Origin of the sequence: gamma proteobacterium SS-5 (assembly GCA_009497875.2) — a bacterium.
Lineage (GTDB): Bacteria > Pseudomonadota > Gammaproteobacteria > Chromatiales > Chromatiaceae > Magnetovirga > Magnetovirga frankeli.
In genome coordinates this window covers 3279733-3302502 of record CP032508.2, presented here as the reverse complement: position 1 = coordinate 3302502, position 22770 = coordinate 3279733, and the positions used below count along the sequence as shown (strand labels likewise).

22 protein-coding genes and 1 pseudogene are annotated in these 22770 nt (G+C 58.5%); 12 read left to right on the top strand and 11 right to left on the bottom strand.

The genetic code is table 11. From position 1 onward, the window contains the following. Positions 1 to 105 precede the first annotated feature (105 nt). Positions 106 to 1164, top strand: a pseudogene (locus D5125_03435) (AccI family restriction endonuclease). Continuing rightward, on the top strand, positions 1157 to 1336 hold the full coding sequence (locus D5125_03430; GenBank protein ID QFY88608.1) for an SAM-dependent DNA methyltransferase: 180 nt from the start codon (positions 1157 to 1159) through the stop codon (positions 1334 to 1336). Before D5125_03435 ends, D5125_03430 begins: the two are co-directional and overlap by 8 nt. Here D5125_03430 and D5125_03425 read toward each other — a convergent pair whose 3' ends face one another. Both D5125_03425 and D5125_03420 read right to left on the bottom strand, forming a co-directional pair. Beyond that, a complete protein-coding gene (locus D5125_03425; protein ID QFY88607.1) occupies positions 1337 to 2767 on the bottom strand; it encodes an IS66 family transposase in 1431 nt (476 codons plus the stop codon). Between the two features lie 8 nt (positions 2768 to 2775). Next, the gene (locus D5125_03420) at positions 2776 to 3450 is read right to left on the bottom strand and encodes a DNA adenine methylase (protein ID QFY88606.1); all 675 of its coding nucleotides are present in this window, start codon (positions 3448 to 3450) and stop codon (positions 2776 to 2778) included. A 76-nt stretch (positions 3451 to 3526) separates the two neighbouring features. On the opposite strand from D5125_03420, the gene D5125_03415 reads away from it, so the two are divergent. Further along, a complete protein-coding gene (locus D5125_03415; GenBank protein ID QFY88605.1) occupies positions 3527 to 5053 on the top strand; it encodes an Eco57I restriction-modification methylase domain-containing protein in 1527 nt (508 codons plus the stop codon). Here D5125_03415 and D5125_03410 read toward each other — a convergent pair. Together D5125_03410 and D5125_17305 are read right to left on the bottom strand one after the other, a co-directional pair. Continuing rightward, complete coding sequence (locus tag D5125_03410; GenBank protein ID QFY88604.1) at positions 5038 to 5460, bottom strand: M50 family metallopeptidase; 423 nt, start codon at positions 5458 to 5460, stop codon at positions 5038 to 5040. The two genes, D5125_03415 and D5125_03410, sit on opposite strands and share 16 nt — an antisense overlap. A gap of 209 nt (positions 5461 to 5669) precedes the next feature. After that, positions 5670 to 5840, bottom strand: a complete 171-nt coding sequence (locus D5125_17305) for a hypothetical protein (protein QPB72198.1) — start codon at positions 5838 to 5840, stop codon at positions 5670 to 5672. Between D5125_17305 and D5125_03405 the strand changes: the two genes are divergently transcribed. The 5 genes from D5125_03405 (at position 5815) to tatC (ending at position 12499) form a co-directional block, all read left to right on the top strand. Further along, a complete protein-coding gene (locus D5125_03405; GenBank protein QFY88603.1) occupies positions 5815 to 9282 on the top strand; it encodes a hypothetical protein in 3468 nt (1155 codons plus the stop codon). The two genes, D5125_17305 and D5125_03405, sit on opposite strands and share 26 nt — an antisense overlap. Before the next feature lie 898 nt (positions 9283 to 10180). Continuing rightward, the gene (locus D5125_03395) at positions 10181 to 10501 is read left to right on the top strand and encodes a phosphoribosyl-ATP diphosphatase (protein ID QFY88601.1); all 321 of its coding nucleotides are present in this window, start codon (positions 10181 to 10183) and stop codon (positions 10499 to 10501) included. 309 nt (positions 10502 to 10810) lie between these two features. Continuing rightward, positions 10811 to 11068 carry a Sec-independent protein translocase subunit TatA gene (gene tatA, locus D5125_03390; GenBank protein QFY88600.1) on the top strand — a complete coding sequence of 86 codons (258 nt, stop codon included), beginning with the start codon at positions 10811 to 10813 and terminating at the stop codon, positions 11066 to 11068. 20 nt (positions 11069 to 11088) lie between these two features. Beyond that, complete coding sequence (gene tatB, locus D5125_03385; protein ID QFY88599.1) at positions 11089 to 11409, top strand: twin-arginine translocase subunit TatB; 321 nt, start codon at positions 11089 to 11091, stop codon at positions 11407 to 11409. Then, positions 11402 to 12499: a twin-arginine translocase subunit TatC gene (gene tatC / locus D5125_03380; protein QFY88598.1), complete on the top strand. Its 1098-nt coding sequence runs from the start codon at positions 11402 to 11404 to the stop codon at positions 12497 to 12499. Before tatB ends, tatC begins: the two co-directional genes overlap by 8 nt. 30 nt (positions 12500 to 12529) lie before the next feature. On the opposite strand, the gene D5125_03375 is transcribed toward tatC, so the two are convergent. Then, the gene (locus tag D5125_03375; protein QFY88597.1) at positions 12530 to 12994 is read right to left on the bottom strand and encodes an Rsd/AlgQ family anti-sigma factor; all 465 of its coding nucleotides are present in this window, start codon (positions 12992 to 12994) and stop codon (positions 12530 to 12532) included. Positions 12995 to 13113: 119 nt separating this feature from the next. On the opposite strand from D5125_03375, the gene D5125_03370 reads away from it, so the two are divergent. After that, entirely contained in the window at positions 13114 to 13686 is a 573-nt protein-coding gene (locus D5125_03370; protein QFY88596.1) for a hypothetical protein, read from the top strand. Here D5125_03370 and D5125_03365 read toward each other — a convergent pair. Both D5125_03365 and D5125_03360 read right to left on the bottom strand, forming a co-directional pair. Further along, the gene (locus D5125_03365; protein ID QFY88595.1) at positions 13670 to 14473 is read right to left on the bottom strand and encodes a sulfite exporter TauE/SafE family protein; all 804 of its coding nucleotides are present in this window, start codon (positions 14471 to 14473) and stop codon (positions 13670 to 13672) included. The two genes, D5125_03370 and D5125_03365, sit on opposite strands and share 17 nt — an antisense overlap. 179 nt (positions 14474 to 14652) lie before the next feature. Beyond that, complete coding sequence (locus D5125_03360; GenBank protein ID QFY88594.1) at positions 14653 to 15849, bottom strand: SAM-dependent methyltransferase; 1197 nt, start codon at positions 15847 to 15849, stop codon at positions 14653 to 14655. Positions 15850 to 15969: 120 nt separating this feature from the next. On the opposite strand from D5125_03360, the gene D5125_03355 reads away from it, so the two are divergent. Continuing rightward, the gene (locus D5125_03355) at positions 15970 to 16710 is read left to right on the top strand and encodes a pteridine reductase (protein ID QFY88593.1); all 741 of its coding nucleotides are present in this window, start codon (positions 15970 to 15972) and stop codon (positions 16708 to 16710) included. Between the two features lie 207 nt (positions 16711 to 16917). On the opposite strand, the gene D5125_03350 is transcribed toward D5125_03355, so the two are convergent. The 4 genes from D5125_03350 to D5125_03335 form a co-directional block, all read right to left on the bottom strand. Then, entirely contained in the window at positions 16918 to 17328 is a 411-nt protein-coding gene (locus D5125_03350; protein QFY88592.1) for a type II toxin-antitoxin system VapC family toxin, read from the bottom strand. After that, positions 17325 to 17582 carry a hypothetical protein gene (locus D5125_03345; protein QFY88591.1) on the bottom strand — a complete coding sequence of 86 codons (258 nt, stop codon included), beginning with the start codon at positions 17580 to 17582 and terminating at the stop codon, positions 17325 to 17327. The genes D5125_03350 and D5125_03345 overlap by 4 nt, the downstream gene beginning before the upstream one ends. Before the next feature lie 114 nt (positions 17583 to 17696). After that, on the bottom strand, positions 17697 to 20648 hold the full coding sequence (locus D5125_03340) for an EAL domain-containing protein (GenBank protein QFY88590.1): 2952 nt from the start codon (positions 20646 to 20648) through the stop codon (positions 17697 to 17699). A gap of 3 nt (positions 20649 to 20651) precedes the next feature. Then, positions 20652 to 21641: a hypothetical protein gene (locus tag D5125_03335; GenBank protein QFY88589.2), complete on the bottom strand. Its 990-nt coding sequence runs from the start codon at positions 21639 to 21641 to the stop codon at positions 20652 to 20654. Between the two features lie 282 nt (positions 21642 to 21923). Here D5125_03335 and napF point away from each other — a divergent pair, with 282 nt between their 5' ends. Beyond that, complete coding sequence (gene napF / locus D5125_03330; GenBank protein ID QFY88588.1) at positions 21924 to 22475, top strand: ferredoxin-type protein NapF; 552 nt, start codon at positions 21924 to 21926, stop codon at positions 22473 to 22475. Then, entirely contained in the window at positions 22476 to 22721 is a 246-nt protein-coding gene (locus D5125_03325; GenBank protein ID QFY88587.1) for a chaperone NapD, read from the top strand. Positions 22722 to 22770 lie beyond the last annotated feature (49 nt).

Below are 22770 nucleotides of genomic sequence, written 5' to 3'. Positions count from 1 at the left end.
AAGTTTTACTATTAGCAGCCAGACATGATGCAGGTAGGTGGGGTGCTAGGCTGAGCCGGCAATGAAAGTAACTGCCATCTAAAGTGTTTAATGAAAGGAGCCATAATGTATAAATATGATATTTTTAATCTAATAAAACAATCACCTCTAGATATAGATACGGATATAGAGGTTCTGGGACGACCACCCACTACAGCTAACTCTGAATTTCTAACCAATAAGATGCAAGGCGATTGGGCTGAGCAAGTAGTGCATAAGGCTATTAACGAAAATTCACATGATTACTTTGCTGTTAGATATGGGCGCTCCGAATCCATATCTGCAGGTGATGATGGTTTTAAAGATTTCTACTCTGAATATCAAAGGGAACTTAATACAATTGGGAAGAAGCCGGATCTTTTAATTTTTAGTAAATCTGATTTTCCAACTATGGAAGTTGACGTTGAAAATGATGATCATATTAAAAAAGCCTTGGTTGCTTTAGAGGTCAGGTCGAGTTCTTTTCTAATTGACAAATAATCAGCATTTATGGCGGACAGGCTAGATTGTGCGACAAATAAGTGCCTAGAAATACGCGATTATATATTAGGCGGCAGCCTAGCAGAGCTGCTGAAAAGTAAAAATGAAAAAATTTATGATCTAATAAGTTCTGCAACTTCAGAAACATTTAAAGAGCTAGATTTTAGACGGCAGAATTGGTCGTCAACTAATGAGCTTCAAGACTTAACTAGTAGGTTAAGTGAATTGAAAACAAATATTAAAACATTGCATAAAAGAGACTATCTAAGCATTACTCCAAAAATGGAAGATATTGCCCTGGTGAACAGGTGGATTCAGAAATTTAATGTCAAACATTTCTATTTACAAGTATTTTTCGATAAGGCATATGTTATCTCTTTTAAAGAAATTCTCGAGCTTGTCGGAAATGATGAGAACGAGGGGAGTGGTTTTTCTATTGAACGTGATGTGAAAAATCAGGGAAAAACAACAATAAAAATAAATGTTAAAGTGGGAAAGGAGTTAATAGGTAGAATTGATATGCCAGAACATAAATCAGTTATGAAGGAGTTGGACCGAGGGCGCCTCCTATTTTATGTCAAGTTTGAGGGCGGTAGAGGGTACCTAGATAACACTATATTTACAAGAGATGTTATTAATGCATGAGTCTGAATATATTAAAAATACCTCAATTTCTCACAGGAAAAAATATGGGCAGTATTTTACTCCGAAGTTGGTTTCTCGTCTTATGGCGCAATGGATTTTACAGGATAAGGCAGAAACTATCTTAGACCCTGCGTTTGGTCTTGGAGTATTTTATGATGAAATTAAAAAGTAACTATTCAGGGGTCATCCCCATGAAATCGGGCCACCGCCCCTCGTAGAGGAGCCGCAATGCCTGTTCGGAAGATACCCCATTTTTCTGGCAGGTGGACAGATAGCTGCGGATGCGTGCAAAGATTCTTGCCCCGAGCTCTGAACGGAAACAGCCGGAGATCTTCTGCTGAACTTTGCTCATGCGCAGATCCCGTTCTCCCTGATTGTTGGTAAAGGGCACGTCGCGTTCCACCATGAAGCGCAGGACATCGGTCTCGAACTGAATCAACCGTTCCAGCAGGTTTCGAGATTTGGATCGTTTCAGCCGGCCCCGCTGTCCCGATTTCCGCTGAGACTCATCCGGTGGTGGACACTCGATCTGTCCCGCTTTGAGCAGTTGTCGGTATCGTTCCCGGAAGGCCTCGGCCTGCGTGCTGTTCAACACACCGCCCGCCTCATCGACAGCTTTGTTGATCTCCAGCAGCAGTTCCTGCACCTGTTTGGCCCACTGCTGTTGATCCTGCTCCCAGGCGCGCTCCAGCTCCCGCAGGTGGTGAGCGTTGCACAACGCGTGGTAACAAAGAAGCTGGTAGTAGGGCTTCCAGTGGTCGTGTACCAGGGTGCCGGTGTACCCGGGAAGGACCCCCATCGCCGCTATGGCCTCGCCACCGCGTTTGTCATGGGGCATCAGCAGGGTCAGGGTGGCACTGCATAGCACATGCAGCCATTTGCGTTTTCCGCCGATGTTGATCCCGGTCTCGTCGGCATGCAACAGGAGCGCCCGCGACAGCTCGCGCTTTGCCCAGTCCTCAAACGGGGCCAGCATTTCGTAAACCTCCTTGTTGAAGTTGTAGAGGCTGCCGGCACTCAAGGGAAGGCCGAACTGATCGGCAAAGTGCTCCTCGATGCGCTGGTAGGGCAGCAGTTGGAACAGCGACATGTAAACCGAGTGGATTTTGACCCCGGCGGCGTACTGGGTCTTGACCTTGACATGATCCGGGAAGGGAGCGACCACGCGTTGCTCCCGTGCATCGGCCAGGATCTCGGCCCGATATTCCGTGACCACCCGGGAAATGTGGATATCGAACACCTGGCGGCGCTCATAGCCGATACACCGGAAGATGCCATCGGTGGGAAGCGTGGCACGATCCACCGGGAGCCACTCGACATGGTCCGGATCATCGACCAGTTCCAGGTGGTGGCCCGTATGGCCTTTCTGGGCACCGGGGGTATTGTTGTTGCCGTTTTTCCCCGCCTTCTTGCGATTGGGGTCAGTGGACGGGGGCTTGGAGCTGTTGCGGCTATTGAGACCCAGTCGGTTCAACAGCAACGTGGTCAGGGTCAGCAGCAGCTCCAGCGATGCACGCAGCGCCGGTGAGAGGTTTTTCTCCTCGTCGAGCTGCCGTCTGACCGACTCGAGGGTCTGCTCGACCGGGATGTTGTCGATTATCATGGGCCGGGCTACTCGAACACTTCGCCGGCTTCCACCGCCATGATCGAGGACAGTACCGCCAGCCGTTCGGCAGGAGGCATGGCCTGATAGCGTCGCCCCCAACTGTGTGCCTTGCGTTTGATGCTCTGGCGGTGCGTGAAGTTGCGCCCCGCAAAGCTCGGCCAGTGCACCCGGTCCGGGGTGAAGTTGAACCACAGCTTCTCGGTTCTGACCCCGGCCTGATTCATCACCTGCAGTTCCAAGGTACGCCACTCTCCCAGCAGATCGTCGTAGAGCGCCGAGGGATAGCCGGAGAGGATCACCGCACAAGGCAATTGCTTGAGCAGTTCCAGCAATTGCACATGATCACTTTCCTCGTACTCGAAACGATAACGGCGTTTGGAACGGCGGGTGTGGTGCAAATAAGGGGGATCGCAATAAATCAGTTCCCGACCCTGAAAGTCGAACGAGCGGAGAAACTGATGGGCGCAGCCACAGACCTTCTCGATCGGATAGTCACACTCAAAGTGGGCCAGTGCAGCCGGATCGAGATCAATGGCAATATTGCGCAGCGCCGGTGGCTTGCGCTGCATGATGGTGCCACCGCCAAGATGGGTCTCGATATAGGTGTCGTGGGGCGGCATCAGGGCAATGATCGGTTGACACAGACCTGAAGTCGCTTTGGAACCAAAGTAGTTGCTCATGAGAACAGCCCATTCTCAAACAGAGGATGGAACACAGCATAGATGGGCCTTCCTATGCTGTCAAGGGCAAATGTAGGTGATTTTTTGGTTCGGAGAGTTATGGCTTGGCTCTGACGGGCACTTTATTGAAGCGCCCCTGAATAGTTACATTAAAAATTTAGTTAGAGATAGGCGGATTAGGATTTATGGCTATGAAATAGATGGAGAAATCATTTCGTACCTAAATGGTGTAAAAGATAAGGCGGATTTGACGCTATGCAATTCAGATTATCTTGGAGCTGAGCCTGCATTGTTTGATTCTATTATATGTAATCCGCCGTATATGAGATTTCAAAAGTTCTTAAATAGGCATGATGTCTTGCCGATTATTGAAAAGCAAATTGGAAAAAAACTGATAGGTTATTCAAATATTGCGTCTGTTTTTCTTGTGAAAGCATTAAATGAGCTTAAGAAGAATGGGAGATTGGCTTTTATTATGCCATTTGAGTTTTTTAATACAGGTTATGGAAGAGAAATTAAACAAAGTTTACTGGATAATAAATTGTTAAAACAGATAGTTGTATTCTCGAACGAAAAGGAGATTTTCCCAGATGCTATTACAACTGTTTGTATCTTACTTTGCAAAAATGACGGAGTTGAAGAACGCATTAAAATTACACAAATTAATTCAAATCATGATCTATCAAGGATTACTGATATAAGCCAGTACTATCATGAAACGATAGAGCCTTCAAGATTGCCATCTAAAGAAAAGTGGACGCCTATCCTGTTGTCATTATTTTCTAGCTCCCCTCCCCCAAATGATTTTGTTCATCTATCGACTTATGGGTCATTCACTCGTGGAATAGCAACTGGTGCAAACGAGTTTTTCGCTCTTAGAAAGAGTGATGTTTTTAATAATAGCTTGCCTGATAAGTTTATTTGCAAATGCATCACAAAGAGCTCACAAATTCGCAAGCTAGTATTTACACATGAAGATTTTGATAAGCTTTATGATCTAGATAAGCCTGTTTACTGTTTAAATATCACCGACAAACCTTCTGATGAGGTAATGAAATATATTGCTGGAGGCGAATCTTGTGGTTTTCATGAGAGATACCTTACGAAGATGAGAAACCCTTGGTATAAATTAGAAAAGCGGAAGTCGGCCCCAATACTTTGTGGTGTATTTAACCGTGGAAGAATAAAGGTGATTCGAAATCTGTCAGAAGCCATTTCTTTCACCTGCTTTCATTGTTTTTATCCGAATATGTTTGGCGAAAAATTACTGAACAAGATCTTTATTTATATGCTAAGTAATATTGGCCAAAGGATAATGAAGTCTAATAAAAGAAGCTATGGTGGAAATCTTGACAAATTTGAACCTGGCGATCTTAATGATATCTTGCTACCAAATATGTCTCAGTTCGAAATGATTTCAGAGGATGAAGCGAATGAGATTGTTAAAATTGCTGTTATTGACGAGACACAGGCTATTCAAATGAGTAATGTGCTAATCCAAAGGATCATTGACGAAAAACGAGTATCGATGGACCAAAATAGCGTTAAGGCAGTCGGCAATTCTGCGTCATTTATTTATTCAGGTTATCATTTTACTTCGTAGTGGAGGCCATCGGTTTCTTCGAAATTAGTGGTGAAGAAGCGCCAGATGAAATCAGAAACCCATTCCTCGGATGGCATCAGGCCAATTTTATTGAACAAGTCGCCGCTGCACCCCCGGCTGATATTACCGCCGCTGAGGGGTGCGAGATCCCGCTCGGCGACCTCACCGGCATGCAGAATCAGGTACGCCTCTCGCCAGGCACGGCCGAGTTGGGCCGCGACTCGTCCATTTTCCTCCGAACGCTCAATCCAGTGGGCAATCTCTGGGGCTTGGTCGTTCCCCATGACATAGCCACTCCAGGCATCCAGAATGTTGATGGATTCAACCTGGTGCCCGAGCAACAGGGTGACGATGGCATGTCCGGATTCGTGGTAGGCGGTGGCGAGGTAGTGGCTGCGTAGGTGCATGGTCAGTCCTTCGATGGTGTTGGTGATTGGGTATTGCCTTGCCCGGCACCTTGCCCGGCAGGGCAGGTGGCAGAGGCAACAGTCACATTGCCTGGGGAGATGTTGTCCTTAAACTCCCGTGCCATCCTGAAGCCTAAACAGTCCACCACCGCTTCTGCCGACTCAGGATAAAACCCTGCAACCGCAATCGCCAGCATTATTTCTGCCGGTTATGGCTGGTGGCTTACAGCCACCGCATCCACCACCGACACCAGCCGGGGCCAGCGGACGTGGAGGGGCGCCTGTTCGGGCGGTGGATCAATGGTGACCACATAGACCCGCTGCTCTCGGCCCTGCCAGACCGGGGCACCCTGGATGAAGTGGTCCCTGCGAGACGACATAGACCTGCTTGGCGACTCGGAGACCGCAGTCGCCAAGCGTCAGGCCCTGGCCGACCGTGAGCGGGAAAAAGACGCCGCCCGCAACGGACTGAACCAAGACGCCCCCGGCCCGGCGGGGTTCAACCTCACAGGCTCTAACGCCGAGCGGGACCAGTTGGCGGCTGCCTGGCAGAGGGAGCTACCCTTTTCTAATGCGCAAATAAATGCTGACGCGCAATCCAACGCGCAATCAAATCAGCGTAAGACGGAGTATGTGGATTGGTTCGTCAACTACACCGAGCAGGAAGGGAAGGGACGCACCACTGAAACCAAGCGTTTCGGCACACTGAAAGAAGCCAAAGCGTTCGCGCAAGGCAAGTACGGCTACATCACACGAGCCTCGGATGGCGGCTCTGACTGGAACGCTGGAACGGCGGAAACCCGCTTTGTTGAGTTCTTTGGTGGGTTCGAACCTACCGCCCAAGAGCAGAACAAGATCGACTCTCTTGTTAGCAAGCCAGGCGCTGCGCGGGATCAACTGGCGGCTGCCTGGCAGAGGGAGATTTTTGAGCCTGATGGGTTATACTCAACAAATGACCGAGACAATAGCCGTTTACAGGTTGAGTCACAACGTGGTGCAACTGCCACGCCGACCCAACTCGCTTTCGACCTACGACCCGCCGCCGCCGTACCTACCGCTCGTGCCCAATCCCGAGACAACTTCTACGTCGAATATCATCAAGTTCCCGTCGGCGAAGTCGCCGTTGCTTTCGACCGGATAGACTCTGCCGCCAAGGCGGCGCACGTCATGGCCTTCTTGCGCAAGAAGGCCCAAGAGTTTTTCTACGCCTTGGTCACCGACGACGCGGGCAAGATTCTCTCCCTCCAGCTGCACACCAAAGGGGGGCGTGATTTCTCGGCTGTCCCGTATGAAGTAGTCGGACCCGCTATCGCTGCGGTGGAGGGGGGAACCAAGGTGTGGTTTGGCCATAACCACCCCTCCGGTAACATGGCACCCTCCCAAGCGGACGTTACAGCCACCAACGCGCTAAACCGTTTTCTCGAAGGGTCTGGTGTGGCAGTTCAAGGCCATGTGGTGGTGGCGCTAGGCAGTAACTCGGCTGTCCACCTGGCCGCCGACGGCTCCCCTCTCGGCACCGTTCCCATTGCCCCAGGCGCCCGGAAGAACCGGGTTGCCGTCACGGAGTTGGCTATTCGGAAGCACCCACCGAAGGACAGGGAGTTTATCACCACCCCGCAAGCTGCCAAGCGCGTTGCTGAGGGGCTGTCCAGCGAGGACGCCTTGGTCCTGTTGGATACCCGGCACGGCGTGGTGGGGGTTATCTCACTCACCCCGAAAGAGATGTCGGCGCTACGTCAAGACGGGCAGGTCCGTCGGGTACTTCAGGGAATCAGCAAGACGAATGCCTCCGCCGGGATCATCAAGTCCTCAGACGCGGAGGCCGCCAAGAACCTGGCCAAGTTCCTGAATCATGCTAAAAAGCTCCGGTTGCTGGACGTACTGCTCTCCGGCGAACCTGGGGCTACGCCTGGCGAATTGAGAAGTTCGGTCCAGAGGGAAACACAATATGGCGACCTGCATAATGCCGCTGGACCTTGGCTCTCCCGCAACCCCACCAAGGCCCAGGGCACCACCCTGGCCGGGATCAAACAGGCCTTCGCCAACCAGTTCCCCAATCTGAGCAAGGCCCTGGACAAGATGCTGGCCCGTGGTGAACAGGGCCTGCGTGGCGGTGCCGTGTTCGTGCAGAAGGCGGACGATCTGGCCGCTGAATTTGCCGCCAAGACGGGTAGGACGTTGGAGCAGGCGCGGGCGGCGTTGAAGTTCAGCCGAGACAGCGTGGTGCCTTGGCCTGAGGATTTCCCCCCTGCCGTAGTCAACACAACGAACACGAAAGTAACAACGCACCCGGATTTCAAGAAGGCGAAAGCAGGAGACCTTGATGCGGCCCGTAGGCTAGTGCGAGACCTAGTTAAACCCGAGCGTATCAAGGCTTTGGCGCAGAAGTTCCCTGACGCGATTGTGGTGCCTGTAGTCGAGGTCGAGTCTTCTGGTACTAACGCAATACCCCTTGCGTTGGCAGAGCTTCTGTCTGACGCGGGGCTAAAAATTGATAGAAACATTAAACAGACCAGTTCAGGTAAACGGAAGAACTTGAATGCCGCGCAAAGGCTGTTGGAAAGAAAACGCTTTGCCGGAAAGGTCGTTAAAGGCGGAAAATACATCCTTGTTGACGATGTGCTTACTCAAGGTGGCACCGCGCACGAACTTCGCCACCATCTGGCCAACTCTGGCGGGGATGCCGTGGCGGTTCTCTCCTTGTCGTTTTCCGCCGGGAGTAATATCATTGCCGTTAAGCCCGGCACACTGGCCGCGCTTAGAGACCAGTTCAATGTATCGGAGCTAGAAAATGTCCTCTACCAATACAACATCGCAGGAAAAATCGAAGCCCTCACCGAGTCCGAAGCAAGAGCTTTACTCAGGTACGGTTCTATTGACTCCCTCAGAGCTAGACTTGCTAACGAAAACGCACGAAAGCTGGATACAGGCAATGAAGGAAAGGAATCCGAACATCAAGTTCGTGTAAAACTCTCCCAGAACGGCAACATCCAAGGCCTGTTCGATCCCCAATCCGGCCTGACCTTCCTGGTCGGCGAGAACCTGGACGCCGACACCGCCAATGGTGTCATCCTCCACGAAGTCACCCATAGCGCGCAGCGTGATAGCGTCAACCAAGCCGCTGCCCGCCTGCTCAACACCGCCGACCGCCAAGGCCAGAAGCTGAAGAACCTACTGGCTCAGGTGAAGGCGCGGATGCGCTCAGCCGGGGCGCTGGACAAGGACGGCAACATCATCGACATCGACGAGGCCCCCGCCTACATCGTGGAGCTGGCCGCTAACCAAGGTCGGCAGGAAGGCTACAGCGCCGTGGATGGGCGCTTCATGGATTGGGTGGACAAGACCTTCGGTAAGCGCCTGGGCAAGATCATCCGCGACTATGTAGCCGTGGTGCGCGCCGGTCTGCGCCGCCTGGGAGCGCCGGTACGGCTCTCCGTGGATGATATCCTGGCCATGGTCCAGCACGACATGAAGCAGGCCGCTGAGGGGCGTGTGCGCGAGGGGGGCGAGGTGGTGAGTGGTTCCTTCGCCGGCCCCAACGCCAAGACCGCCAATGCTCAGACCCTGGACAACGCCCAGCAGATGCTGGCGGACGGGGCCGATGGGCCGACGATATGGAAAGCGACCGGCTGGTATCAGGACGAGGACGGCATGTGGCGGTCTGAGATTGATGACAACGCCGCTGTCTTCAATAACCCGTACCCAGAGCAGGTTGAGCTGGCCAACGAATTGCGTGAAGCAGGAGCTGACTTGGCCAAGCACCGGGCGGCCACGCTGTGCTTTCCGCGCCTGATCAACCTTGCCGAGGGTAAGGTCTTATGAATCTGTTGCGTAGTCTCTGGACTCCACAAAAGCTCTTGCGGAGTCTATTTTGCGTTTTGGACTCCACAAGAGACCTTGTTGCGCATGGAGACTCCATAAAGACCTTGTGGACTCTCCCATGAAGCTGCCATTCGATGCCAATCAGGACGACCAGCTTGCGGGCATCCAGTCCGTGGTGGCGCTGTTTGATGGCCAGCCGGGCGCTTCGCAGACTGCGGTGACGCGGGACGATGAGTTATCCAGCCTGAAACTTACGCAGACCGGGATCGCCAACCATCCAGCCGCACCATCCATGGCTCGCTGGCCGTGCACGTCCTGGGCTGGGAGGCCGGCTTTGCCGTGCGGCATAGGGCGGGCCACGCCCGCCGCCAGGTCACGGTAATGAGGCCTGCCCCTAGTGGTTGCTCGGCGGCCACGGGCCGCCCTATTGGGTTGGCTGAGATTTGTGGGTAATCAGGAAAAGCCTAATGGACATTTTGTTTGCAAGCAGAACCCATCTACACTGAACCAGCCCGCGCAAGGTCGTTATTCGGGAAGAAGCAAGCTTCATGATCGCCGAGTTTTTCACCACGGCTGCTTCTGATATCTTTACTGTGAAACTCGCGACGACTCCAGGGATGGAGGAGGTAGGACGAAGCCTGGAGCCCGAGTCGACGACTCCACGGATGGAGGAGGTAGGACGAAGCATGGTTAGGCACTCCGTCCTCTGAGGGTTGCCGTGAACCATGGCGAGTGAAGCATTTCTTGGGATGCTGAAAATTATATTTGTATGAAAAATGGACTTTTTCTAGCAAAATCAGTGGCCATAAAATCTTATAATTGACCCATCAGTTTTTATTTGCTGACTTTTTTCGTGAAGCACCAGGTTTTTCTCTGCGCCCCAACTCTTGGAGTACCCATGACCGATGTATTGAACCAACTGGCCGAGGTGCTGGAGGGCCGCAAGGGCGCCGATCCGGAGTCCTCTTATGTCGCCAAGCTCTACGACAAGGGTCTGGATGCCATCCTGAAGAAAATCGGCGAGGAGGCCACCGAGACGGTGATGGCGGCCAAGGACGGGGTGCCGGAGAAGATCATCTACGAGGTGGCGGACCTCTGGTTTCACTCGATGGTACTGTTGGCGCAACAGGGCCTTAAGCCGCAGCAGGTACTGGATGAACTGGAGCGGCGTTTCGGACTGTCCGGGCTGGAGGAGAAGGCCCGTCGTGGCGGCGTGTGAAGCCGATGGCCTCAACCCCGGCGCTGGGGTATCATCGCCCATTCTTTAAGCAACTGCTTCGGCCAATCCCCGTCCACCTGGGAGTGCAAGCGGTTGCTCTAACCTTAAAATTCGGCGGTTAGGCCACAGAGATACTGGAAGTATTGGTTTCTCAATAAGTTAGATCTCGATCACGCGTACCTGGAACCGGTTCGACAATCAGGGGCCAACCCCTTGGTTTTTCTCTGCGTGCTCTGTGACTCTGTGGCTAAATGCCCTTTTTAGATCAATACCAATAACATCGTTCGCAAGAATATCTGGAGGCATATCATGGGTTTTGGCGGCATCAGTATCTGGCAGTTGTTGATCGTTCTGGTCATAGTGCTGCTGTTGTTCGGCACCAAGCGCCTGCGCAATATCGGCAGTGATCTGGGTAACGCGGTGAAGGGCTTCAAGAACTCCATCAAGGACGGCGAGGCCCAGCAGGAGCAGGACCAGCAGGCGCAGAATCAGGCCAAGATCGAACAGCGCGAGGGCGAGGTTATCGAGGGCGAGGCGCAAAAGGAAAAGGACAAGGACAAGGTCTGATCGGGGCGGATTGACGGGTCATGTTTGATGTCGGCTTCATGGAGCTGCTGCTGGTGGGCGTGGTCGCCCTGCTGGTGGTGGGGCCTGAGCGCCTGCCGGGGCTGGCGCGCACCGCCGGGGCCTGGGTGGGCCGGGCGCGGGCCTTTGTTGGCAACGTCAAGGCGGATATCGACAAGGAACTCAAGGCCGAGGAACTCAAGCGCATCCTCGATGAACAGGCCCGGCTTAGCAACCCCCTGGAAGAGATCGTCGAACAGACCAGGCAGGGCCTGGGCGAGGTGAAAAAGGACGTCGAGCAGATCGAGACATCCCTCACCCAGGACGCCAGGAAAGATGACTGAAGACCAGGCCAGTCAGCCCTTCATCGCCCACCTGCTGGAACTGCGCGACCGCCTGTTGCGCATGATCCTTGGCATTCTGGTGCTGCTGTTGGTGTTGTTTCCCTTCGCCAACGAGATCTACCACTTCATCGCCACCCCCCTGCTGGCGCACCTGCCGGAAGGCACCCAGATGATCGCCACCCAGGTGGCCTCGCCCTTTCTGACGCCGTTCAAGCTCAGCCTGGTGGCGGCGGTTTTCCTCACTATCCCCTGGATCCTCTATCAGTTCTGGGCCTTCGTTGCCCCTGGCCTGTACCAGCACGAAAAGCGGCTGGTGATGCCCCTGCTGGCCAGCAGCACCATACTCTTCTACCTGGGCATGGCCTTCGCCTATTACCTGGTGTTTCCGCTGGTGTTCAAGTTCCTGGTCGGCGTCACCCCGGAGGGGGTGGCCATGATGACCGACATCGCCGCCTATCTGGATTTTGTGCTGACCCTGTTCTTTGCCTTCGGCATCGCCTTTGAGGTGCCCATAGCCACCTTCCTGCTGGTCTGGACCGGGGTGACCAATGCCGAGAGCCTGGCCAAGAAACGGCCCTATGTGATCGTGGTGGCCTTCGTCGTGGGCATGTTCCTCACCCCGCCGGACGTCATCTCCCAGACCCTGCTGGCGATCCCCATGTGGCTGCTGTTCGAGGCCGGCATCATCTTCTCGCGCCTGTTTATCCCCGGCAAAGGGGACGAAGACGAAGGGCCGAAGCCGCCACCGGCCCGTGTCCCGGTCACGGCAGGCGCGGCCGCCAGTGCCGAAGGGGGCACAGACCGAGACGCGGAGCCACCGCGCTATGTGCCCCTGACCGAGGAGGAGATGGAGGCGGAGCTGGATGCCATAGAGGCCTCCGAAGGGGATGATGAAGGGGCGGATGACGACGAAGATGCCACCCCCAGCCCATCGGCAGACGCCCTGGAGGACAACCTCAAACATGCCCACGAGCTGCGCATGAAGGGCGAAGACGCCCTGGCCCGCGACCTGCTCTATGAGGTGCTGCGCTTTGGCGATGACAAACAGGTGGAAGTGGCGCGCAACATATTGCAGCAGATGGACGAATAGCGGCCAGGGATTCTCCCCCGCGAGGGACGCTCAGGCCTGATCTTCAATCCCCTCGCCCTGCATGACCGCCAGGATGCGGTCCTCCAGCTCGGCCCGAACGGCCAGCACCTCACCCAGCCGGGACAGGTCCTGCTTCAGATCATCCATGATAAGCTGGTGGCTGGACTCGTCGTACTTATCGTTGAAGTCCACAATCAGGGTGGTCAGCTCCACCAATTGCTCGTGCATCGACTCGATAATCTCCACCACCTGCGGGCGGGTCTCCTTGCCTTCGACGATGCGCTCTTCGATCTCCAGGTGCAGCAAGGCGGTATAATCGATCAGGATCTGGCAGAACTCCTGTAGCTCCTCGCGGATGGACTTCTCGTGGTGGAAGGGTTCCAGACCAGAGACCTTGCAGAACATGCCCAGCATCTTCTGCCGCTCCGCCAGCAACTCCTGGACGAGATGCTCGCTGCTGGCCTCGGCCGCTTGTCTGCTGGTGGATTTGCTCATGGAATTTTCCTCGAATAGGTTGGTCAGTTTTAGCGGGTGCGCAGCCTGTGTTGCAACCGGGGCGAACCCTCGGGATCACTCGATCAGCGGCCTATTTTACCCTGTATTGCAATGCAAGAATGAACAAGTTCACCGCCCGGCATAGCTACCGCATCGGCACCGTCCTGGCGCTGTTGCTCTGCCTGTTGGCCTCCGATGCCCAGGCGGTACGGCCGAGCAGCGCCATGCTCGATGCCATGCAGGCCATGGTCGATTCCATGTCCGATTATGTAGAAAGCCGCCGTGGCAGCGGCATTGGCCTGGGCGAGCTGGTGGATCGGCGCTTCGGCTATGGCGATGAGTACGACGACCTGCGGCTGTTGTATCGGGATATGCCCGGCGCGCCAGCGCGCTCGGCGGCCTCGCGCACCCAGCTGCTGGATGGCATCTGGATGGGGCGCAACCGCTCCATCCTGATGATCCGCGACGGCTATCTGCGCGTCTTTGCCTACAGCCTGGCCCATTCCCAGGACGCCGAGATCTACCTCGACCCGCCCCTGCTGCAGATCCGCAATCTGGACAGCGGCATCCTGCATGAGTTCGAATTCGTCTATCGCGGCGGCAAGCTGGCCATGCGCGGTGAACAGGGTCAGATCCTGCTCTACCGGCGTCTCAATCTGGATGTCATGCAGCGGCCTAAAGGCCGGCGCTGAACAACATGCGTGCCCCCAGCAACACCAGCAGCAGGCCAAACAGGCGCTTGAGGGTCAGTACCGGCAGGCTATGGGCCAGCCGCGCCCCCAGCGGGGCGAACAACATGCCCAGCAAGGCGATGCTGAGTAGCGCCGGCCCGTGCACATAGCCCAGGGCCTGGGCCGGCAGCAGGGGGTTGCTCCAGCCGGTATAGAGATAGCCCAGGGTGCCGCCCAGGGCGATGGGCAGGCCGCAGGCGGCCGAGGTGGCCACCGCCTGACGCAGGTCCACCCGGCAGGCGCTCAGATAGGGCACCGTCATGGAGCCGCCGCCTATGCCCACCAGGGCCGAGACCAGCCCCACCAGCCCCCCGGCCAGGCCCTGTCCCCAGGCCCCCGGCAGCGTGAAGCGACCGCTGGCCCTGACCATCAACAGCATCTGCAAGCCCACCAGCAAAGCAAAAGTGCCAAAGATGCGCTGCAACCAGAGGGTGTTCAGTTGTGCCGCCAGCAGGCTGCCCAGCAGGGTGCCGAGCAACAGGCCGGGGGTGAGCTGGGCAAAGAGTTCCCAGCGGATGGCACCACGCTGTTGGTGGGCGCGGATGGAGGACAGGGCGTTGAACACAATCACCGCCAGCGAGGTGCCCAGGGCCAGATGCAGCACCAGGCTCGGGTCATAGCCCTGCAGGCGAAAGCTGTACATCAGCACCGGCACCAGCACCAGGCCGCCACCCACCCCCAGCAGACCGGCAATCACGCCGGAGACCATGCCGATGAGGGGGTAGATCAGAAAGAGTTCGGGGTTCATCGTCTCGCACCTGACCCGGCCCGGCCGGGAGTAAAAAGCCTCATGCGTTCAAGCTGACTATCATGGGGCGGGCAGCGTCACTCCAGAGAATGAAACGATTTTGAGCGCTTCGTGGCTGGGACTCAAAACCCTTCACTTCGACTTCGCTCAGTGAAGGGTTCCGAGTCCCGAACCCGGCCTCACAAGGCATAGGACCTGAGGGCGAAGCCCTGTGGTAGCCGGTCCAGCCCCTTGCCTAGCCCCAGCACCTTGAAGCGTTCGCCCATTTCGTTGGGTAGGGTCAGTTGCTTTACCGCCTGTAGATCGACTACGCGCCGGGGGCCATCCGCCGGCTCGATCAGCTGTTGAATGCCGTTAGCCAGCAGGAAATAGGCCTGGCTGGTGAAGGCCTGGCTGTCGAATCCGGCCGCGCTGGCGGCCTCGGCCAGGGCGCTGAAATCGACATTGGCGCTGATGTCTTGCAGGCCGGGCCAGAGCAGGGGATCGTCGTGGGCGCGGTGGCGGTAGTGACAGATCAGGCTGCCTTGCCGACGCTGCGGGTGGTAGAACTCCTGGCCATTATAGCCGTAGTCGATGATCAGCAGCAGACCCCGCCGCAGGGACTGCCCCAGGGCCTCTAGCCAGGCCCCGGCGCGCAGATTGATCTCCGATTCATAGCCTGCCGCCAGCCGGTAGCGCCGGGTCAGATGGGTCAGCGGCTCGGCCAGGCCGGGGCTGGTCAGGGGCCGCCAGCACAGTTGCGGCGCATCCCGACGCAGATCGACGAACTGCTCCAAGGGGGGTGGCATGGGCGCAGCGGCCGGGGTCGGCGGTGGCAGGCAAAAGCGGCTTACCGGCATGGCATCCACCACCTCGTTGGCCAGCATTACACCGCAGAAGCCCTCCGGCAGGCGCTCCAGCCAGTTCAGCCGAGGGTAAAGATCGGGCCGCTGGCGGCCCAGCAGGGCCTGCTGTTGGGCGCGCAGCCGGGCGCTCAGCTCAAGGATGCAGTAGCGCCGGGGCAGCTGCCCCAGCCGGTCCAGTTCAGCCAGCAGGTCCAGCGCCAGGCGGCCGCTGCCTGCGCCGAATTCGAGCACATCGCCGCCGCCCATGGCCTCCAGCACCTCGGCCGTCTGGCGTGCCAGGCAGCGGCCGAACAGGGGGCTAAGCTCTGGCGCGGTGATAAAGTCACCCGCCGCGCCAAAGGTCTCCAGGCCGTTGGCGTAGTAGCCCAGGCCGGGGGCGTAAAGGGCCAGCTCCATGAAGCGGTCAAAGGGCAGCAGGCCATCGGCCCCGGCCGCCTGGCGTATCTGCCCCAGCAGTTGCCGGCTCAGGGCCAGAGCCTCGGGCTCCGGCGGGGGCAGTTGCGTCAGTTGCGCCTCTTGGGTATGTTGCATGGGGTTACTCGCTGAATCAGACCCCGGCTGGGCCGGGAGTAGAAAAACCGCAAAGAGCTGTTGGGAATTACCCCGGCAAGTCAGACACTTCAGCCATCCCTGCACGAGGTTTGAACCCCCTTGGACATAACCGCAAAGACGGCCCTGATCACCGGCGCGGCCCAGCGTATTGGGGCCGCCATTGCCCGTTTGCTGCATACCGAGGGGATGCAGCTGTTGTTGCATTACCGGCGCTCGGCTGGGGCCGCCGAGGCCCTGCGTGATGAACTCAATGGCCTGCGCCCCGACTCCGTGGCCCTGGCCCAGGCAGATCTGTGTCGGGTGGAGCAGTTGCCCGGTCTGGTGGATCAGGTCCAGGCGCGGTTCGGCGGGCTGGACCTGCTGGTGAACAATGCCTCCAGCTTTTATGCCACGCCCATCGGCGGCGTGGATGAGGCCAGCTGGGACGATCTGATGGGCAGCAACCTCAAGGGCCCCTTCTTTCTCAGCCAGGCCGCAGCCCCCCTGCTGGCCGAGCGGCAGGGCTGCATCATCAATCTGGTGGACATCCATGCCGAGCGGCCCAAGGCGGGCTTCGCGGTCTATTCCATGGCCAAGGCCGGCAACGCCATGCTGGTCAAGGCCTTGGCCCGTGAGCTGGGCCCCCAGGTGCGGGTCAACGGCATTGCCCCAGGCATCATCCTCTGGCCCGATCAGACCATGAGCCCGGCAGACAAGGAGGCCCTGCTGCAACGAACCGCCCTGCAACGGGCTGGAGTGGAGCAGGACATAGCCCGCACCCTGTTGTTTCTGCTGCGCGATGCCCCCTACATCACCGGCCAGATCATCGCCGTGGACGGCGGCCGGACCTTGCAGCAGTAGGCTGGACTATAGCGACCCGCCCTATGCCGCATGGCAAGCCAGTCGCTGCCGCGAGTTTCACCGCAAAGCGCGTATTTTTGCCACGCAACCCCAGAGCCAGCAGAGAAAAATCCTAGCTGCCCGGTAACGGCTCATGCCCTTTGTTCCCTCTCCCCCTCAAGGGGCGAGGGGCTTGACGGTCTGAGGTGTTGCTCGTGATCGTTGCTATCAGGGCAAGAAGTCTTCCAGGCGTTGGCCGCAGTGCAGTCCGTCAACCTGACCGAAGTGTGCATCCAGACTGACCAGTCCGGTGCCGTACTCCAGTGCGCTGGCGGCTATCCAGAGAACATCGGCGGGTATGGGTTTGCCCTTGGTGCGTAAGGCGGCATAGATCAGGGCGTAGCAGCCGGCGGTTTCTGCGCTGATCGGCAAGACATCGACCCGTGGGGAGTTGAGGAATTGGCTCAGTTCGGCGCGATTCTGGGCTTCCCGGCTTCCAACCGTAAAGCCGGCCAGCAGTTCGCCAAGGACGATACTGTTGAGGTAGATGCGTTCGGCGTAGCGCATCACTTGGACCAGGGCCTGATCTCCACGCATGAATCCAACATAGACATTGGTGTCGATAAGCAGGGGTCTCATGCCGAGTCCCAGAGGTCGGCATCAATCGCTCTGAAGGCCGCTGTGGCGTGGGTAAAGTCTGCCGCATCCTGGCTGCTCCAGGTGCCGGCCAGGGCGTCCAGGTCGGTGTGTGGGCATGGCTTTGGCTTACCGCCGACGGCATTCTGAAGCAGTTGCACGACCATGGCGTTGAGGCTTTTGCCTTCTCGGCCGGCCTGGGTCTTTAGGGCGTCCAGGGTTTCCGTTTGCAGGCCTCGTACACTCAGATTTGCCATCAGAGCACCTCACACTCTCAGTTTGTCTGCGCCTAATGATAGCACCGAGGCCGTCCGATGCAGATGCGCGTCGGTGTCAAGATGACAGGCATGGCGTTTTTGTGGATTAACACCTCAGACCTTGCCCGGCGGCAGGGTGCCGGCGTCGGCCTGTTTCACCAGCAGGCCGATGCTGTTGATGAATTGCTCGCTGAGCTTGTGCAGCTCGCCAAGGCGCTGGCGGGCCGCCGTTGGCTTGTGTTCTGCCAGGTCTGAAAGCTCCTGGGCCAGGTGGTGCAGCTGTTCGTGCAGGCGGTTGATGCGGCCGTACAGGGGCAGAAAGCCGTAGCGGTGGTAAGCGGTGCCGTGGAACCAGCGGCCAAAGGCGCAGTGGCGGCTGCTCAGGGGGGGCTGGGTGACGGGCTCGCCGGCCAGGATCTGTGCGCTGAGGGCCTTGAGCCATTTTTTGTGGCTGGCGGTGGCCACCTGCCAGTCCATGTTGTGTTCCAGGTCGATCTTCTGGTGCAGTTGCTGCCATTCCGGGTTGTTTTCCCAGCCCTGGATCCAGGCGTCGAGCTGATAGGCCGGCATGGGTCGGCCAATGCCGTAGCCCTGGCCCATGTGGCAGCCCAGGCGCAGCAGGCTCAGGCCGTGCTCCAGGCTCTCTACGCCCTCGGCGATGACCGGGTTCTGGAAGGCGTCGGCCAGACGTATCACGCTATCGACTATGGCCAGGTCCTGGGGGTCTTCGAGCATGTCGCGGACAAAGCCCTGGTCGATCTTGAGCACGTCCACCGGCAGCTGGTGGAAGGTGGAGAGGGAGGAGTAGCCGGTGCCGAAGTCGTCCAGGGCGAAGTGGATGCCCAGCTCGCGGCAGCCCAGCAGGGTGGAGAGGATCTGGCTGGTGTCGTCGATCGAGGCGGTCTCCAGGATCTCCAGTTCCAGCAGGGCCGGGTTGGCCTTTGGGCGCAGGGCCAGCAGCTGTTTGAGCTGGGTGACGAATTCCGGGTGTTGCAGGTGGGCGGCGCTGATGTTGACGCTGACCCCCAGCGGGCGTTCCTGCATCTGCCAGTGTTCCAGCTGGCACAGGGCGCTGTCGATCACCCAGCGGCCGATCTCGAACTCCAGCTCGGTGCCGTCGATCAGGTGCAGGAACAGCCCCGGCGGGAGGATGCCGCGCTCGGGGTGGTCCCAGCGGATCAGGGCCTCGACGCCGATCACCTCGCCGCTGAACATGTTGACCTTGGGTTGGTAGTAGAGGCACAGCTCCTGCTGTTCATGGGCCTGGCGCAGGCGCTGGTATTCCTCCAGGTGGGCGCGCACCTGGCGGTCCTCGTCCGGGTTGAACCTGTGATAGCGGTTCTTGCCCATATTTTTCGCCACATACATGGCCTGGTCGGCGTGCCGCAGGAGGATGTCGGGGTCGTTGTCATCATCCGGGAACAGGGTCAGGCCGATGCTGGCGGAGACCTGCAACTCGGCACCATCGATCTGCATCGGCCGACTGACCGCCTGCAGTACCCGCTGCAGAATGGCCTCGCATTCCTCGTTGCCGCTCAGCTCGGTAAGCAGCAGGACGAACTCATCGCCACCGATGCGGGATACGGTATCGCCCTCGCGCAGGCTCTCTTCCAGGCGCTGGGCGATCCTGACCAGCAGTTGGTCGCCGGCGTCGTGGCCGTGCAGGTCGTTGATCGGCTTGAAGCCATCCAGGTCCAGGTAGCAGACCGCCAGCTGGGTCTGCTTGCGGCGGCAGATGGCGATGGCCTGGCGCAGTCGGTCGGTCTTGAGCAGGCGGTTGGGCAGGCCGGTGAGGGCATCGTAATGGGCCATGCGCTCCAGCTTGGATTCGGCCTGCTTGCGCGAGGTGATGTCGTGCACTATGGCATAGAGCAGGGTGCGGCCCTGCCATTGCACCGGGCCGGAGTGGACCTCCACATCACGCACCTTGCCCGAGGCCAGGGTGTGGCGGAAGAAGAAGGGGTCGCGCTGCTCGCGCCGCGCCAGTTCGATCTCGCGCTGGGTCTCTTGTTCGGACAGGGCGCTGATCTCGCTGAGTCGGATCTGGCGTAGCTGCTCGCGGCTGTAGCCGTAGTAATCGGCGGCGGCATAGTTGGCGTCGATGATGGCGCTGCTGTCCGGGTCGAGGATCAGCATCACCGCCTTGTTCTGCTCGAACAACATTCGAAAGCGCTCCTCGCTCTCCCCCAGGGCCTCGCTCAGGGCCTGTTCCCGGCTCAGCGCCTGGCTCAGCTCCCGGTTGCTGGCCTCTAGGGTGGCGTTGGCCTGGGCCAGCTCGTTGGTGCGCAGTGCCACCCGTTCCTCCAGCTCCAGGCCGGCCCGCTGCAGGGCCTGGATCTGGCCCTGGATGGTCGCGCCCATCTCGCGCAGGGAGTTGGCCAGCTCGCCGATCTCGTCCCGGCCGCCGACCTGCTGCGGTGGGAAATCCCCCTGGGTGATGGCGCGGGCAAATGCCGACAGGCGGCGGATGCGGGCGATGATGCTGCGGCTTAGGAACAGATTGAGCAACAGGCCGATGCCGGCGAAGGTGAGCAGGGCGATGATCAGGGTCTGGCTGATCGCCTCATGCACCTTGTCTTCGATGATCTGGCTGCCAAAGCCCAGCCGGATGGCCCCCACCAGTTGCTTGTTGGCATCGCTCAGGGGTACCGCAATGTCATAGTAACGCTTGCCGTCAAAGCGGTCGTAGAGCTGCCAGAAGGGCTCTGTCTTGCCACGCACGGCGCGTGCCGCAGCGTCATCGAAGACCCGCCCAAGCAGCTTGGAGTCGCTGTGGAACAGGGCCTTGCCCTGGGTGTCGGTGATGCCGATGTAGCCCAGGTTCGGGTTGCGCCGCTGCAACTCGGTCAGGCGTTTGTTCATGCCATAGAGGGAGTCCAGCGGCAGGCCCAGGGCGAGCATTTCGTTGACCACCCCCTCGATGCTGTAGGCCAGGCCCATGCTGCCGCTGATCAGGGCGTTGGTGTAATGGCTGCGGAAGCGGTCGATGGTCAGGCTGGCGTTGATGATCAGAAAGATCGACAGGGTGCCGATGATCACGGCGAGGATTTTGCGGTTCAGGCTCATGGCTTAATGAATGACGTTTTCACCGGCCAGTTGCAGTAGCCCCAGCGGCACCTGGATGTCGAAGCGGCGGGTCTTGCCCAGGTCCACCGCGTAGCCGTACAGCTGCGGCCACTGCGGCCGGATGGCCTGGATCGGCGTGCCGCTGAACAGCTGGTGGAGCATCTGCGCGGCTTGGCGGCCTATGCTTTTGTGCGAGGGATAGATCACGGCGGTGGCCCCCCAGCCCTGGGTGACATCGTGCTTGACCAGGCCGATCAGTGGCTTGCTGGCGTGTCGCTGGACCACCTCGGCAAAGGCGCGGCGGGTGCCCAGCTGGTCGTTGGGCTTGATGAAGGCGTCCACCTGGCCATCCAGTTCCTGGATCAGGGGCAGGGCCCGCTCGGCCATCTGCCGGTCGCCGTGCTCGCCGGTGGTCAGGGGTACGGAGCGAAACAGGATGCGCAGGTCCTGGAACTCGGGGTCCTGCTCCAGCAGCTCCTTGAGCCAGCGGTTGTAGCTGTGGGATTGGGGCATGTCGGCATGGATCAGGCCCAGGGTGCGGGCCTGGGGCAGCAGCTGACGCACGAAGCGCAGCCGTGCCTTGGGCGGCACGGGGTAGCTGACGCCACTGAAGTTGGCCTTGGGCGGCTGCTCAAAGCCGTCGATCACGCCTATGCCCACCGGGTCGGTGGCAGCGGCAAACACCACCGGCACCGGCTTGCGCCACAGGCTGCGCCGGGCTGCGAGGGTGGCCACGGTGCCGCCGACGTAGATGGCGTCATAGCCCTGCCTGGCGGCCTGCTCAAGCAGCCTCTCAGCGGCGCTGACCCGGTTGTCTGCGGTATGCAGGCTGATGCGCAGATTATCCCCCTGACGATGGCCCAGCTCGGCCAGCCGGTCGAGCAGGGCGGCGCGGATCTCGTCATAGGGGTTGCCGAACTGGGAGTCGAGGATGAGCAGGTGCCGGGGCTGGCCCTGCGCGGCCAGGTCCAGTATCGGCCAGATCAGCAACATCAGGATCAAGAAACGCAGCGGGATCATAGGCGAGTATCGAAAATACTTAGAATCGGTAAGTGTACAGCCGGGCCAAGGCGGATGCCAGAAATACCCAGGCTTCAGTTTGGCAGATCAGGGTCGAGGCCCGGCTATCTTGCCCCGAATTGACCTGGATCAGTTAGTCCGGGATAAAAACCCCACGAGTTTGACCTAAATCAAGATGGGGTTTGGCTAAACCCTGTCAAATCTGTGCCAACTTCAGGAGGGGAGAGTCTCCATGCCGTATCACCGGGGCAGCCGATGAATCAGGCCTCAACACAGGCCGTCGATCAAAGTCGCCGCAACCTGCTGCGGGGGCGGGTGCGACCGGTGGATGCACCATTGCGCCCGCCCTGGGCCCTGAGCGAGGGCTTTGAGGCGCGCTGTAGCCGCTGCGGCGACTGCGTTCGCGCCTGCCCCGAGGGCATACTGATCGGCGGCGATGGCGGTTTCCCCGAGGTGGACTTCCGCCGTGGCGCATGCAGCTTTTGCGCCGAATGCGTCAGCGCCTGCGCCCCGGCGGCGCTGGACAAGGCCCAGCCCCGGCCCTGGCGCATCAAGGCCGAGATCGGTGCCGACTGCCTCTCTGTTCGGGGCATTAGCTGCCGCAGTTGTGGTGATGTCTGCGACCCCCGCGCCATCCGTTTTCAGCTCCAATTGGGTGGCCGGGCCCAGCCCTTGCTGGAGCGGGGCTTTTGCACCGGCTGCGGTGCCTGCCAGGCAGTCTGCCCGGTACAGGCGGTAAGCCTGCGCTCGGCGGTCGATACAGCGACGCAAAACCCTATTGATGATCGACCCACGGGAGATCGGTGAATGAATATCTGCGGCATCATGGTGCATCTGCACCCGGAGTCCTTCGAGGAGGTCAAGCAGCGACTGCTGCAGATCCCAGGGGTGGAGATCCACGGCATCAGCGAGGAGGGCCGCACCGTGGTCACCCTGGAGGAGGAAGACGAAGAGCGCATGGCCGAGTCCATGTTCGCCATCCAGCGCGTCGAGGGCGTGCTGTCCGCATCCATGATCTACCACCACCGCGAAGAAGACGAAGAGCTGGCCTAGGAGCCTGTCGGGTTTAGGTGCCCGTAGCGAGCAAGGTGGGAGAACGAGA

Excerpts from the sequence above, each read along its gene's own strand:
- tatA (QFY88600.1), top strand. The coding sequence starts at position 10,811 with ATGGGTTTTGGCGGCATCAGTATCTGGCAGTTGTTGATCGTTCTGGTC.
- D5125_03325 (QFY88587.1), top strand. The coding sequence starts at position 22,476 with ATGAATATCTGCGGCATCATGGTGCATCTGCACCCGGAGTCCTTCGAG.
- D5125_03375 (QFY88597.1), bottom strand. The coding sequence starts at position 12,994 with ATGAGCAAATCCACCAGCAGACAAGCGGCCGAGGCCAGCAGCGAGCAT.
- D5125_03410 (QFY88604.1), bottom strand. The coding sequence starts at position 5,460 with ATGCACCTACGCAGCCACTACCTCGCCACCGCCTACCACGAATCCGGA.
- napF (QFY88588.1), top strand. The coding sequence starts at position 21,924 with ATGAATCAGGCCTCAACACAGGCCGTCGATCAAAGTCGCCGCAACCTG.
- tatB (QFY88599.1), top strand. The coding sequence starts at position 11,089 with ATGTTTGATGTCGGCTTCATGGAGCTGCTGCTGGTGGGCGTGGTCGCC.
- D5125_03335 (QFY88589.2), bottom strand. The coding sequence starts at position 21,641 with ATGTTGCTGATCTGGCCGATACTGGACCTGGCCGCGCAGGGCCAGCCC.
- D5125_03430 (QFY88608.1), top strand. The coding sequence starts at position 1,157 with ATGCATGAGTCTGAATATATTAAAAATACCTCAATTTCTCACAGGAAA.
- D5125_03425 (QFY88607.1), bottom strand. The coding sequence starts at position 2,767 with ATGATAATCGACAACATCCCGGTCGAGCAGACCCTCGAGTCGGTCAGA.
- D5125_03370 (QFY88596.1), top strand. The coding sequence starts at position 13,114 with ATGAACAAGTTCACCGCCCGGCATAGCTACCGCATCGGCACCGTCCTG.
- D5125_03360 (QFY88594.1), bottom strand. The coding sequence starts at position 15,849 with ATGCAACATACCCAAGAGGCGCAACTGACGCAACTGCCCCCGCCGGAG.
- tatC (QFY88598.1), top strand. The coding sequence starts at position 11,402 with ATGACTGAAGACCAGGCCAGTCAGCCCTTCATCGCCCACCTGCTGGAA.
- D5125_03395 (QFY88601.1), top strand. The coding sequence starts at position 10,181 with ATGACCGATGTATTGAACCAACTGGCCGAGGTGCTGGAGGGCCGCAAG.
- D5125_03340 (QFY88590.1), bottom strand. The coding sequence starts at position 20,648 with ATGAGCCTGAACCGCAAAATCCTCGCCGTGATCATCGGCACCCTGTCG.
- D5125_03345 (QFY88591.1), bottom strand. The coding sequence starts at position 17,582 with ATGGCAAATCTGAGTGTACGAGGCCTGCAAACGGAAACCCTGGACGCC.
- D5125_17305 (QPB72198.1), bottom strand. The coding sequence starts at position 5,840 with ATGTCGTCTCGCAGGGACCACTTCATCCAGGGTGCCCCGGTCTGGCAG.
- D5125_03350 (QFY88592.1), bottom strand. The coding sequence starts at position 17,328 with ATGAGACCCCTGCTTATCGACACCAATGTCTATGTTGGATTCATGCGT.
- D5125_03405 (QFY88603.1), top strand. The coding sequence starts at position 5,815 with ATGAAGTGGTCCCTGCGAGACGACATAGACCTGCTTGGCGACTCGGAG.
- D5125_03365 (QFY88595.1), bottom strand. The coding sequence starts at position 14,473 with ATGAACCCCGAACTCTTTCTGATCTACCCCCTCATCGGCATGGTCTCC.
- D5125_03420 (QFY88606.1), bottom strand. The coding sequence starts at position 3,450 with ATGAGCAACTACTTTGGTTCCAAAGCGACTTCAGGTCTGTGTCAACCG.